A 13,522-nucleotide genomic window follows, 5' to 3' on the forward strand; every position below is an offset into this window, starting at 1 on the left:
TTGCCCGCGATAGCGCCCTCGCAGTCACCACCTGTCATCCTTCGTGCGCTACCATGCTTGGCCGGACGCAGCAGCCTGCTGCGCGCAGGAGCCAGCATGTCTCACCCGTTCGAAACCCTTACCCCTGATCTAGTCCTCAATGCCGTCGAAAGCATCGGTTTTCTCAGCGACGCCCGTGTCCTGGCACTCAACAGTTACGAAAACCGTGTCTACCAGGTCGGCATCGAAGACAGCGAGCCGCTGATCGCCAAGTTCTACCGCCCGCAGCGCTGGACCAACGAGGCGATCCTCGAAGAACACCGCTTCACCTTCGAACTCGCCGAGTGCGAAGTGCCGGTGGTGGCGCCTCTGATTCACCAGGGCGAAAGCCTGTTCGAGCATGAAGGCTTCCGCTTTACTCTGTTCCCACGCCGTGGCGGCCGGGCGCCGGAACCCGGCAACCTCGACCAGCTGTATCGCCTGGGGCAATTGCTCGGCCGCCTGCATGCGGTCGGCGCCACACGCCCGTTCGAGCATCGCGAAGCGCTGGGGGTGAAGAACTTCGGCCACGATTCGCTGACCACCCTGCTGGAAGGCGACTTCGTGCCCAAGAGCCTGCTACCGGCCTATGAGTCGGTGGCCCGCGACCTGCTCAAGCGGGTGGAAGAGGTCTACCAGGCCACGCCGCACCAGAACATCCGCATGCACGGCGACTGCCATCCCGGCAACATGATGTGCCGCGACGAGGTGTTCCATATCGTCGACCTCGACGACTGCCGCATGGGCCCGGCGGTGCAGGACCTGTGGATGATGCTCGCCGGCGATCGCCAGGAATGCCTGGGGCAGCTGTCGGAACTGATGGATGGCTACAGCGAGTTCCACGACTTCGACCCGCGCGAACTGGCATTGATCGAACCACTGCGCGCCCTGCGCCTGATGCACTACAGCGCCTGGCTGGCCCGGCGCTGGGACGACCCGGCGTTCCCACGCAGCTTCCCCTGGTTCGGCAGCGAGCGTTATTGGGGCGACCAGGTGCTGGCGTTGCGCGAGCAACTCTCGGCGCTCAACGAAGAACCGCTGAAGCTGTTCTGACCCCAAGCCCTGATCCGACCTGTAGAAGCGAGGCTGGCCCGCGATAGCCTCGCCTCGATGAGTCTGATGCACCGCGGCGTCTTGATCGCGGGCAAGCCTCGCTCCTGCAGAAGCCGGATCGATCACAACAGCGGGGTCACCGGAATGACGCCGAGAAAGACACGGCCTGACAAACCTCCTTACAATCCCTCTCTTTGTTAGCTGCCTAAGCAAGGATTCTGCATGCAAGCCGCCAACCCGCGTCGCGGGTACATCCTGGGCCTGAGCGCCTACATCATCTGGGGCCTGTTCCCGATCTACTTCAAAGCCATCGCCAACGTGCCCGCCGTGGAAATCATCATCCACCGGGTGCTCTGGTCCGCGCTGTTCGGCGCGCTGCTGCTGATGGTCTGGAAGCATCCCGGCTGGTGGCGCGAGTTGCGGGACAACCCCAGGCGCCTGGCGATCCTGGCCCTGAGCGGCACCCTGATCGCGGCCAACTGGCTGACCTATGTCTGGTCGGTGAACAACGGGCGCATGCTCGAAGCCAGCCTGGGTTACTACATCAACCCGCTGGTGAACGTGCTGCTGGGCATGCTGATCCTCGGTGAGCGGCTGCGGCGCATGCAGTGGCTCGCAGTGGGCCTGGCGGCGGTGGGCGTGGCGCAGCAGGTGTGGCAGGTCGGCAGCCTGCCCTGGGTTTCCCTGGTGCTGGCGCTGACCTTCGGTTTCTACGGACTGATCCGCAAGCAGGCACCGGTCAAGGCGCTACCGGGGCTGGTGGTGGAAACCTGGATGCTGGTGCCGATCGCCCTCGCCTGGCTCTTGTTCAACCCCACCGCCACCAGTGCCCAGGCGGCCTTCTGGACCAGCTCCGAGGCCTGGTGGCTGGTGGCGGCGGGCCCGGTCACCCTGGTGCCGCTGGTGTGCTTCAATGCCGCCGCCCGTCACCTGCCCTACACCACCCTGGGCTTCTTGCAGTACCTGGCGCCGACCCTGGTGCTGCTGCAGGCGGTACTGCTGTTCGGCGAACACCTGTCGTCGAGCACCCTGGTGGCATTCATGTTTATCTGGGCCGGCCTGGCGGTGTACAGCGTGGATGCCTGGTTGAGCCTGCGCAAACGCAACTGATCATTAAACGTACAAAGCGCTGCAGGCCACGGTTGGCGTGGCCTGCATCTATCCTTCCCAAGGTTATCCACAGCGTGATCCCCGCCGTTTGTGCACAAGCCCTTGAAACTGCTGGTTTTTTGATCAGATTCCGCAAAGCCTTGACCGGCTTGGGCTGGCGCCAGGTCTCTACAGGTTATCCACAGGCGCATGCACGCTAAAACTGGATAACCCGCCCTTTCAGGTTCACACCTCGCTGCGCAGCACCAACTCCACCATCAGGTCATCCGCCAGGGTTTCCAGGCGCGACTGCAGGACATCGAGGGACAAGGTCAGCGGCACCGCCAGGATCGCTTCGGCGTGGAACAGCGGCTCGCTGCTCATGGGGGCCGGGCGCACTTCGGTCACCAGCCGCTCCAGGTTCACCCCCTGCTCGCTCAACAGGCGGGTGATGTCGCGCACGATGCCCGGCCGGTCGTTGCCCACCAGTTCCATGGCGATCGGCTTCCAGGTGCAGGATTGTTCGATGCCGCTTTCGGCGATCAGCACCCGAATGCCCTGGGCCGCCAAGCCTTGCAGCGCGTCCACCAGCTCGTCATAGGCTTCGGCCGGCACGCCGACCCGCAGAATGCCGGCGAACTGCCCGGCCATCCGCGACATGCGGCTCTCCAGCCAGTTGCCGCCGTGCGCGGCGATGCATTGGGCGATGCGCTCGACCTGTCCGGGCTTGTCCGGGGCGAATACGGTGAGTACGAGGTGGTCCATGGCGCAACCCTCTGTCAGGACTTTTGTTGTAGAAGGTCAAGTATAGGCAAGCCGCAGGGTCGCCGCGGCCCGGCAGGAGCGACGCCTGCTTGCGACAAGAATCACCCGGCCGGCATCGTTGGGACTGTCAGGATGCCATCGCAAGCAAGCTTCGCTCCTACAAGGAAAAAAGGGGCTTGAGACAAATCGTGTACATGTTTTTAGAATTCTATGGAACAATCCGCAAGTTTTTTGAGAACATCCCGTTCCCCAGCGTGACCGTGCCGCGAACTTGAGTCGCGGAACGACGTATTTAGTCTAATTTTCACAACCGCAACTCATCATGTAGTATGCCGCAGCGTGCACTACATAACGTTGGATCGATGTCTGCCAAGGCGCAGTCGCAACCCTGAAAGCCCTGTCAGCAAGGCTCCGAGCCGTTGATTGGAACCATCCCAGCCGCCCGCGATGGCATGTACTGGTAGAGGGGTTTGTGGTTTAAATGGCCAGAGGCTTCATTGTCAATTTGAAGAGCTGAAAAGCGAAATAGCTGAGCAGAGTGAGGCAAGCAATGACTGAACACGTTCAAGTCGGTGGCCTGCAGGTCGCCAAAGTCCTGTTCGACTTCGTGAACAACGAAGCCATTCCCGGTACCGGCCTCACCGCCGACACGTTCTGGGCCGGCGCCGACAAGGTCATCCACGACCTGGCACCGAAGAACAAAGCCCTACTCGCCAAACGCGACGATTTCCAGGCGCGTATCGATGCCTGGCACCAAGCCCGTAGAGCTCCTGAGAAAGCCCAGGCCCACGACCCGATCGCCTACAAAGCCTTCCTGCAAGACATCGGTTACCTGCTGCCAGAAGCGGCGGACTTCCAGGCCACGACGCAAAACGTCGATGACGAGATCGCCCGCATGGCCGGTCCGCAGCTGGTGGTCCCGGTGATGAATGCCCGCTTCGCCCTCAACGCCTCCAACGCCCGCTGGGGCTCGCTGTACGACGCGCTCTATGGCACCGACGCCATCAGCGAAGCCGATGGCGCGGAAAAAGGCAAAGGCTACAACAAGGTGCGCGGCGACAAAGTCATCGCCTTCGCCCGCGCCTTCCTCGACGAAGCCGCGCCATTGGCCGCCGGCTCCCATGTCGACTCCACCGGCTACAAGATTGTCGACGGCAAGCTGGTGGTCGCCCTCAAGGGTGGCAGCAACAGCGGCCTGCGCGACGACGCCCAACTGATCGGCTACCACGGCGATGCCGCAGCACCGACCGCGGTCCTGCTGAAACACAACGGCCTGCATTTCGAAATCCAGATCGACGCCAGCAGCCCGGTTGGCCAGACCGACGCCGCCGGCGTCAAGGACGTGCTGATGGAAGCCGCCCTGACCACCATCATGGACTGCGAAGACTCGGTCGCCGCCGTCGACGCCGACGACAAGGTGGTGATCTACCGCAACTGGCTCGGCCTGATGAAGGGCGACCTGGCCGAAGAAGTGGCCAAGGGCGGCAAGACCTTCACCCGCACCATGAACGCCGACCGCGAATACACGGCGCCCAACGGCGGCAGTGTGAAGCTGCACGGCCGTTCGCTGTTGTTCGTGCGCAACGTGGGTCACCTGATGACCATCGACGCGATCCTCGACAGCCAAGGCAACGAAGTGCCGGAAGGCATCCTCGATGGCCTGGTCACCAGCCTCGCGGCGATCCACAACCTCAACGGCAACACCTCGCGCACCAACAGCCGCACCGGCTCGGTGTACATCGTGAAGCCGAAGATGCACGGCCCGGAAGAAGCCGCCTTCACCAACGAGTTGTTCGGGCGCATCGAAGACGTGCTGGAACTGCCGCGCAATACCCTGAAAGTCGGGATCATGGACGAGGAGCGCCGCACCACGGTCAACCTCAAGGCCTGCATCAAGGCCGCCAGCGAGCGCGTAGTGTTCATCAACACCGGCTTCCTCGACCGTACCGGCGACGAAATCCACACCTCCATGGAAGCCGGCGCCGTGGTGCGCAAGGCCGAGATGAAGGCCGCCAAGTGGATCGGCGCCTACGAGAACTGGAACGTCGATATCGGCCTGAGCACCGGCCTGCAAGGCCGCGCGCAGATCGGTAAAGGCATGTGGGCCATGCCGGACCTGATGGCCGCCATGCTCGAACAGAAAATCGCCCACCCGCTGGCCGGCGCCAACACCGCCTGGGTACCCTCGCCCACCGCCGCGGCCCTGCACGCCCTGCACTACCACAAGGTCGATGTGTTCGCCCGCCAGGCCGAGCTGGCCAAGCGCGCCCGCGCCTCGGTGGACGACATCCTGACCATCCCGCTGGCCAGCAACACCAACTGGTCGGCCGAAGAGATCAAGAACGAACTGGACAACAACGCCCAGGGCATTCTCGGTTACGTGGTGCGCTGGATCGACCAGGGCGTCGGCTGTTCCAAGGTGCCGGACATCAACGATGTCGGCCTGATGGAAGACCGCGCCACCCTGCGTATTTCCAGCCAGCACATCGCCAACTGGCTGCGCCATGGCGTCGTCACCCAAGCCCAGGTCATGGAAAGCCTCAAGCGCATGGCGCCCGTGGTGGACCGGCAGAACGCCGGCGACACCCTGTACCGTCCTCTGGCACCGAACTTCGACAGCAACATCGCCTTCCAGGCGGCGGTCGAACTGGTGATCGAAGGCACCAAGCAGCCCAACGGCTACACCGAGCCGGTGCTGCACCGTCGTCGTCGCGAGTTCAAGGCCCACAACGGCCTGTGATCCTGCGTTGACGCGGTAAAGAAAAAGCCCTGGTCGCGAGACCAGGGCTTTTGTGTTTCTGCCGGGGAATCTTATCGCGAGCAAGCTCGCTCCTACAGGGGACACCCTGCTCCTAGCGCACCACTCCCAGCTCATGCTTGACCAGCGCCAGCAGCTTGCCGGTGTCGATCGGCTTGAGCAGGAAGTCCACCACGCTCAGGTGCATGGCCGCGATGGCGTCACGCACATCGGCATCCCCGGAAATGATAATGATCGGCAACGCCGCCCGCTCCGATTCGCGCACCTGGCGTATCAGATCCAGGCCGTTGCAGGGGGCCATGCGCAGGTCGGTGATCAGCAGTCCGATCGATTTGTTCGAGTTCAACAGTTCCAGTGCTGCCTTGCCACTGGCTGCGGTCATGCAGCGAATGCCATCCAGTCCGAGAATCTCCGACAGCAACTCACGGGCATCCTTGTCATCATCGGCGATCAACACGCGCTGGGGCGGCAGATCGGGCTCGAGCATCACGGCGTTCAACGCCTCGCGCTCGGCATCACTCAAAATATCGTGGTCGGACATGGCTTTCTCTACATATTCAAATCGATCCCCTAGCACAGTGGTCAGACATCGCTAAGCAGGCCTCCAATGTGCACTTCGTCGGATTTTTTTCCAAGAGGCCGGATAAGTACTTTTTTCACAGTTTTGACACCTGCTTGAAGCGAATTAACAGGTGCAGAGCCGCTACCTAGACTTACGTCCAATGGGCACCTGGCAGCGTGGGACCGACCATGACCCAAGACCCGACCACGACAAATCCAAAAAGACTGCGGTAATGGTTATGAGTAAAGCGGATGCCTTCACCCAGGCAGGGAAAACCGCGGTGTTGCAGAACATCCACGGCACGATGCAGTTTCTCCAGCGGTTCCCCCCCTTCAATCAGATGGAAAACGCTCACCTGGCGTATCTGGTCGAGCAATGCCAACTGCGTTTCTACGGCCCCGGCGAAAGCATCATCAAACCCGCCGACGGACCGGTCGAACACTTCTATATCGTCAAGCAGGGCCGGGTGGTCGGCGAGCGCCAGCACGCCCTCAAGGGCGGTACCGAAACCACCTTCGAGATCACCGCAGGCGAGTGTTTCCCCCTCGCCGCGCTGCTGGGCGAGCGCGCCACCCGCACCGAACACCTGGCGGCCGAGGACACCTTCTGCCTGCAACTGAACAAGCCGGCCTTCATCAAGCTGTTCGCCCTTTGCGCGGTGTTTCGCGATTTCGCCTTGCGCGGCGTCAGCAGCCTGCTGGACCAGGTCAACCAGCAGGTCCAGCAAAAAGCCGTGGAAACCCTCGGCACCCAATACTCCCTCAACACCCGGCTGGGCGAACTGGCGATGCGCCACCCAGTGACCTGCAGCCCGTCCACCCCACTGCGCGAAGCCGTGAGCCTGATGCACGACCAGCAGGTCGGCAGCATCGTGGTGGTGGATGAACACAAGGCGCCGCTCGGCATCTTCACCCTGCGCGACCTGCGCCAGGTGGTGGCCGACGGCACCAGCGACTTCAACCAGGGTATCGAACGGCACATGACCCAGGCGCCGTTCGCCCTCTCGCCGGACCACAGCGCATTCGACGCCGCCATCGCCATGACCGAACGGCACATCGCCCACGTCTGCCTGGTCAAAGAGCAGCGCCTGTGCGGCGTGGTTTCCGAGCGCGACCTGTTTTCCCTGCAACGGGTCGACCTGGTGCACCTCGCGCGGACCATCCGCAACGCGCCACGGATCGACAACCTGGTGGCGATTCGCGGCGAGATCGGCCAGCTGGTGGAGCGCATGCTCGCCCACGGCGCGTCCTCGACCCAGATCACCCACATCATCACCCTGCTCAACGACCACACCGTGTGCCGGGTCATCGAGCTGACCCTGGCCGACAAGGGCGACCCCGGCGTGCCGTTCAGCTGGCTGTGTTTCGGCAGCGAAGGCCGGCGCGAGCAGACCCTGCACACAGACCAGGACAACGGCATCCTGTTCGAAGCGCGCGACGCGGCTCATGCGGCAGAGATTCGCGGCAAGCTGCTGCCCCTGGCGCAGCAGATCAACCAGAGCCTGGCGCTGTGCGGCTTCACCCTGTGCAAGGGCAACATCATGGCCGGCAACCCCGAGCTGTGCCTGTCCCGCGCCGAGTGGGCACGGCGCTTCGCCGCCTTCATCCGTGAGGCCACGCCGGAGAACCTGCTAGGTTCGAGCATCTATTTCGACCTGCGGGTGGTCTGGGGCGACGAGCAGGGCTGCGCGCAACTGCGCCTCGGCATCCTCGACCAGGTCGGCGACAACCGCCTGTTCCAGCGCATGATGGCCGAGAACGCGCTGCGCCAGCGCCCGCCGGTGGGGCGTTTTCGCGAGTTCGTCCTGGCCAGGAAAAATGGCGAAAAAGCCACCCTCGACCTCAAGGTCCAGGGCCTCACCCCCTTCGTCGACGGTGCGCGCCTGCTGGCCCTGGCCAATGGCATCGATGCCAACAACACCCTGGAGCGCCTGCGCCAGCTGGTGGCCAGGGAAGTCATCGAAACCCTTGACGGCGCCGCGTATGAAGAGGCTTATCACTTCATCCAGCAGACCCGCATGCAACAGCACCAATTGCAGACCCGGCAGAACCTGCCCTACTCCAACCGCGTCGACCCGGACAGCCTCAATCACCTGGACCGGCGGATCCTGCGCGAGTCGATGCGCCAGGCCCAGCGCCTGCAAAGCAGCCTGGCGCTGAGGTATCAGCTATGAGCCTGTTCGCCTGGTTGCGCCCGGCCAGCGCGGTACTCAGCGCCGAACAGCAACAACGCCGCGAGGGCCTGCCCGTCGCCCCGGCGTTGGGTGAATGCAGCCTGCGCGAACAGCGCTGGGTGGTGCTGGACCTGGAAACCAGCGGGCTCAACCTCAATCGCGACCAGGTGCTGTCCATTGGCGCGGTGGTGATAGAAGACGGCGCCATCGACTTCAGCCAGCAATTCGAGCGCACCTTGCAGCGTACCGATCACAAGCTCAGCCCCAGCGTGCTGATTCACGGTCTCGGCCCTAGCGCGATCGCCGCCGGCAGCGACCCGGTGGAAGCCTTGCTGGATTTCATGGCGTTCGTCGGCGACAGCCCGCTGCTGGCCTTCCATGCGCCATTCGACCAGCACATGCTCGGCCGGGCGCTGAAGGACAGCCTGGGTTATCGCCTGCAGCATCCGTTCCTCGACGTCGCCGAAATGGCCCCGCTGCTCTACCCCCAGGCGCATATCCGCGAAGCCGGGCTGGATGACTGGATGGGCTACTTCAAGCTGCACGCCGGCGAACGCCACCATGCCGCCGCCGACGCCCTGGCCACCGCCGAGCTGGCGCTGATCCTGTTCAGCCGCGCCCGCCAGCAGCAGATCCACAGCCCGCTGAACCTGCAACAACGGCTCAGCCAATGGAAACGCCGGCAGCAGAGCCACTCCTTCTGACCCTGTAGCCGCTGCCGAGCAACGCAAGGCTGCGATCGAGCGCATAGCGGTCGCCGGCCGGGGGCAGCGCGTTCTGCCTGACACACTGCAAGCCCAGGCTTTACGGCAACTGCGTTGCCGGTCGCAGCCTCGCGTTGCTCGGCAGCGGCTACAGGTATCGGCCCGAAACATTGGCTATCCACCCCGCCGACCGGCGCCCATTGCGCGGCTCTTTGCGCCCTGCCACAATCGCGAATAATTCTCGTTAGTTTCAACTTCTCGATTGGGATACCCAGGTGCCGTCAGCCCAAAGCCCCCACAGTGACCTCGTTGGTGCGTTGTATCGCGACCATCGCGGCTGGCTGCTGGCCTGGCTGCGGCGCAACGTGGCCTGCCCGCAACGGGCCGAGGACCTGAGCCAGGACACCTTCGTCCGCCTGCTGGGCCGCGACGAACTGAAAGCCCCGCGCGAGCCGCGGGCGTTCCTGGTGGCCATCGCCAAGGGCCTGCTGTTCGACTACTTCCGCCGCGCCGCGCTGGAGCAGGCCTACCTCACCGAACTGATGCTGATCCCGGAAGAGGAACACCCCTCCCCGGAAGAACAGCAATCGATCCTCGAAGACCTCAAGGCCATCGACCGCCTGCTGGGCAAGCTGTCGAGCAAGGCCCGCGCCGCCTTCCTCTATAACCGCCTCGACGGCCTCGGCCACGCCGAAATCGCCGAACGCCTCGGGGTGTCCGTGCCGCGGGTCAGGCAGTACCTGGCCCAGGGCATTCGCCAGTGCTACGTCGCCCTGTACGGTGAGCCGGCATGAGCCCGCTCAACGCCAAACCGGTGTCCGCCCGGGTGCTGGACGCGGCGATTGCCTGGCAGTTGTCGCTGGATTCCGGCGAAGGCAACCCAATGGCCCGCGAAGAATTCGCCAAATGGCACGCCGCTGATGAAGAACACGCCCGCGCCTGGCGCCAGCTGGGCATGCTCGACCAGCGTTTCAGCGTCGCCAGCGGCCCGGCCCGCAGCGCCCTGCTGCAATCGCGGGACGGCATCCGGCGGCGCGTGCGCAAGCTCGGCAGCGGGCTGGCCAGCGTCGCCCTGCTGCTGGGCCTGGCCCTGTTCGCCGGCGACCGTTACGGCCAGCTGGATTACTGGCTCGCCGACCAGCGCACCGCCACCGGGGAGCAGCGCACCCTGCGCCTGGCCGACGGCACCGTGATCAACCTCAATACCCACAGCGCCGTGGATGTGCGTTTCGACGAAAAGCAGCGACGCATCGTGTTGCAGGAAGGCGAGATCCTGGTCGAGACCGGCCACAACGACGCCCGCCCCTTTATCGTCGAAACCCGCGAAGGCCATATGCGCGCGCTGGGCACGCGCTTCCTGGTCAAGCGCGAGGAACAGGGCACGCGCCTGAGCGTGCTGCAATCGGCCGTGGCCGCGCGGCCGGAATCCAGCCAGGACGAGCAGATCCTCAAGGAAGGCCAGCAGGTGCTGATACGCCGCGACGGCCTCGGCCCGCTGCTGGCCCTGAACCCCGGCGCCGACGCCTGGACCCGCGGCATGCTGGTGGTGGACAACGCGCGCCTGGCGGACCTGGTCAGCGAACTGGGGCGCTACCGCCGCGGCCATCTGGGGGTGGCCGACGAGGTGGCCGACCTGCGCATCACCGGCAGCTTCCCGCTGCACGACACCGACCTGGCCCTGAGCGCGCTGCTGCCGACGCTGCCCGTGGCAATCGAGCGGCATACGCCCTGGTGGGTGACGTTGGTGGCGCGGGCCGAGAGCAAGGCCAAGCCCTAGGCGGCACGATTTTTATCGCGAGCAAGCTCGCGAAAATTCCCAACTGACGCCGCCTGCCCCAACCTGAAATACCCCTCTTGCTTTCGTGAATCGAAATTATTTTCAGTCCGCCCTATCACTTTTTGAATCTCGTCCGGCACATAGGCAATTGAGAAATGTTTCCATCCAGGAGCCGCTGTATGTCCCGCTCGCTAGACACCCTGTTGCGCCCCAGCCTGTTGGCCGTGGCGATTGCCCTTTGCGCCCCGCTGGCCAGCACCCCGCTGATCGCCGCCGAACAGGCGTCCAGCGTGCGCGCCTACAACCTGCCGGCCGCGCCCCTGGCCAGCACCCTGAACCAGATCGCCAGCCAGGCCGGCCTGGCCCTGAGCCTCAACCCGAGCCTGGCCGCCGGCAAGACCTCGGCCCCGGTCAAGGGCCAGTTCGACGCCGCCGGCGCCCTGCGCGAGGCCCTGCGCGGCACCGGCCTGCAACTGGAACAAAGCAGTGCCGGCACCTACAGCCTGGTGGCGATTCCCGACGGTGTGGTGGCCCTGCCGGAAACCAGCATCACCGGCCAGCAGGCTTATGAGAGTGCCTGGGGGCCGGTGGACGGTTACCTCGCCACGCGCACCGCCGCCGGCACCAAGACCGACACCTCGCTGGTCGAAGCGCCGCGTTCGATTTCCGTCGCGACCCGCCAGCAGATGGAAGACCGCAACGTGCAGAATCTGGACGATGCCGTGCGTTACATGCCCGGTATCGTTTCCGCCAGCTACGGCAGCGACACCCGTTATGACTGGATGCGCGTGCGCGGCTTCGAGCCCACCCAATTCCTCGACGGCCTGCCGCTGCCCCGCGGTGTGTATGCCAACCCGAAAGCGGAGACCTGGAACCTCGACCGCCTGGCCCTGCTGCGCGGCCCGGCTTCCTCCGTCTACGGCCAGACCCCTCCGGGCGGCCTGCTGGACATGGTCAGCCGGCGTCCCAGCGCGGAATCGAGCCATGCCATTCAGCTGCAGTACGGCAGCGACAACTACCGCCAGATCAACTTCGCCAGCACCGGCAAGATCGACGATGAAGGCCAGTTCCTCTACGGCCTCAGCGGCGTGGTGCGGGATGCCGGTACGCAGGTCGATCACATCGACAACAAGCGCTACAACATCGCCCCCAGCCTGACCTGGAACATCGATACCGATACCAAGCTGACCCTGCTCTCGCAGTTCACCCGCGACGACACCGGGGCGACCAGCCAGTTCATGCCGATCCAGGGCACCAAGATCAAATCGCCACTGGGCGACGTCTCCCATCACAAGAACCTCGGCGACCCGGACTACGAGTTCTACGACCGTACCTACTACGCCCTGGGCTATGCCTTCGAACACCGTTTCAACGATGTCTGGCAGTTCCGCCAGAACCTGCGCTACACCAAATCGGAGCTGTCCTTCCAGCAACTGACCGTGGGTTCCTACGCCTACTCCCCGGCTGACGCGGCAGGCAATATCAGCCGTACCTCGACCAACGTGGACGAGGACATCAGCCAGTTCGCGGTCGACAACAACTTCCAGGCCGACTTCGCCACCGGCGACATCACCCACACCGTGCTGATCGGTCTGGATCACCAACGGACCGACACTTCCTACCTGTCGATTTACGGCGACGGCGGGACCACCAACATCTTCAATCCGGTTTATGGCCAGCCGATCGTGCGCCCGGCGCGCTCCAGCGCTTACTACGACTACAACCAGAAAACCGTGCAGACCGGCCTCTACGTGCAGGACCAGATGGCCCTGGACAAATGGCGCCTGACCCTGGGCGGGCGTGAAGACTGGGTGCACCAGGGCACCACGTACTTCAACAAGAACGACGTGACCAACACCGACCGCAGCAAGAACTTCAGTGGCAACGCGGCGCTGAGCTATGTGTTCGACTCGGGCCTGGTGCCGTACCTGTCCTACGCCGAATCCTTCCAGCCCGCCAGCAACGCCAGCGTCTCCCCGACCGAGTCGTATAAGCCCACGGAAGGCAAGCAATGGGAGCTGGGCATCAAGTACCAGCCGCCGGGCTCCAACACCCTGCTGAGTGCGGCGGTCTACGACCTGACCCAGAAAAACGTGCTGGTAACCAGCATCGGTGCCGGTGGCGAGTCGGTCACCAACCAGACCGGCGAAGTGAAGGTCAAAGGCCTGGAACTGGAAGCCGTGTCCGACGTGACCGACAACCTCAAGGTCATCGCCGCCTACACCCTGGCCAAGTCCGAGGTGCAAAAAGGCATCTACAAAGGCAACCGCCTGCAACTGATGCCCAACCAGCAAGCCTCCCTGTGGACCGACTACACCTGGCACAGCGGCGTGCTCGACGGTTTCGGCATTGGCGCCGGTGCCCGCTATACCGGCAACACCTACGGCGACCAGGCCAATACCTGGCTGGGCAAGGCCAATGCCTACACGGTGTTCGATGCTGCCGTGCATTACGACCTGGGCCGCCTGGACAACAGCCTCAAAGGCGCGTCGCTGAAACTCAACGCCACCAACCTGTTCGACAAGGACTACCTGTCCACCTGCGATGGTTCCTACTGCTATTTCGGCGATCAGCGTAGCGTGGTCGCCAGTGCCACCTATCAGTGGTAATCGGCTGAGTTAAC

10 protein-coding genes are annotated in these 13,522 nt (G+C 64.0%); 8 read left to right on the forward strand and 2 right to left on the reverse strand.

All coding sequences use genetic code 11. The annotated features are described in order from the left end of the window. The first annotated feature begins 96 nt into the window (after positions 1-96). Together CXQ81_RS30170 and rarD are read left to right on the forward strand one after the other, a co-directional pair. Positions 97-1,071 (forward strand): serine/threonine protein kinase, encoded by a 975-nt coding sequence (locus CXQ81_RS30170; protein ID WP_101339302.1) that lies wholly within the window; start codon positions 97-99, stop codon positions 1,069-1,071. A 222-nt stretch (positions 1,072-1,293) separates the two neighbouring features. Next, on the forward strand, positions 1,294-2,181 hold the full coding sequence (rarD, locus tag CXQ81_RS30175; protein WP_007926054.1) for an EamA family transporter RarD: 888 nt from the start codon (positions 1,294-1,296) through the stop codon (positions 2,179-2,181). A gap of 225 nt (positions 2,182-2,406) precedes the next feature. Here the strand turns inward: rarD and CXQ81_RS30180 are convergent, their stop codons facing one another. Next, positions 2,407-2,925, reverse strand: coding sequence for a glycine cleavage system protein R (locus CXQ81_RS30180; RefSeq protein WP_007926052.1), 519 nt, complete (start codon positions 2,923-2,925; stop codon positions 2,407-2,409). A 550-nt stretch (positions 2,926-3,475) separates the two neighbouring features. Between CXQ81_RS30180 and CXQ81_RS30185 the strand changes: the two genes are divergently transcribed. Further along, the gene (locus tag CXQ81_RS30185) at positions 3,476-5,665 is read left to right on the forward strand and encodes a malate synthase G (protein WP_101339303.1); all 2,190 of its coding nucleotides are present in this window, start codon (positions 3,476-3,478) and stop codon (positions 5,663-5,665) included. A 112-nt stretch (positions 5,666-5,777) separates the two neighbouring features. Here CXQ81_RS30185 and CXQ81_RS30190 read toward each other — a convergent pair whose 3' ends face one another. Beyond that, positions 5,778-6,224 carry a response regulator gene (locus CXQ81_RS30190; RefSeq protein WP_009045922.1) on the reverse strand — a complete coding sequence of 149 codons (447 nt, stop codon included), beginning with the start codon at positions 6,222-6,224 and terminating at the stop codon, positions 5,778-5,780. A 253-nt stretch (positions 6,225-6,477) separates the two neighbouring features. Between CXQ81_RS30190 and CXQ81_RS30195 the strand changes: the two genes are divergently transcribed. The 5 genes from CXQ81_RS30195 (at position 6,478) to CXQ81_RS30215 (ending at position 13,508) form a co-directional block, all read left to right on the forward strand. Beyond that, positions 6,478-8,418, forward strand: a complete 1,941-nt coding sequence (locus CXQ81_RS30195; RefSeq protein ID WP_101339304.1) for a putative nucleotidyltransferase substrate binding domain-containing protein — start codon at positions 6,478-6,480, stop codon at positions 8,416-8,418. Next, on the forward strand, positions 8,415-9,122 hold the full coding sequence (locus CXQ81_RS30200; RefSeq protein WP_101339305.1) for a PolC-type DNA polymerase III: 708 nt from the start codon (positions 8,415-8,417) through the stop codon (positions 9,120-9,122). The genes CXQ81_RS30195 and CXQ81_RS30200 overlap by 4 nt, the downstream gene beginning before the upstream one ends. 275 nt (positions 9,123-9,397) lie before the next feature. Further along, complete coding sequence (locus tag CXQ81_RS30205) at positions 9,398-9,916, forward strand: RNA polymerase sigma factor (protein WP_007926037.1); 519 nt, start codon at positions 9,398-9,400, stop codon at positions 9,914-9,916. Further along, on the forward strand, positions 9,913-10,899 hold the full coding sequence (locus CXQ81_RS30210) for a FecR domain-containing protein (protein WP_101339306.1): 987 nt from the start codon (positions 9,913-9,915) through the stop codon (positions 10,897-10,899). Before CXQ81_RS30205 ends, CXQ81_RS30210 begins: the two co-directional genes overlap by 4 nt. Before the next feature lie 179 nt (positions 10,900-11,078). Then, positions 11,079-13,508 carry a TonB-dependent siderophore receptor gene (locus CXQ81_RS30215; protein WP_101339307.1) on the forward strand — a complete coding sequence of 810 codons (2,430 nt, stop codon included), beginning with the start codon at positions 11,079-11,081 and terminating at the stop codon, positions 13,506-13,508. The last annotated feature ends 14 nt before the right edge of the window (positions 13,509-13,522 follow it).

Origin of the sequence: Pseudomonas sp. 09C 129 (assembly GCF_002843625.1) — a bacterium.
Lineage (GTDB): Bacteria > Pseudomonadota > Gammaproteobacteria > Pseudomonadales > Pseudomonadaceae > Aquipseudomonas > Aquipseudomonas chlororaphis.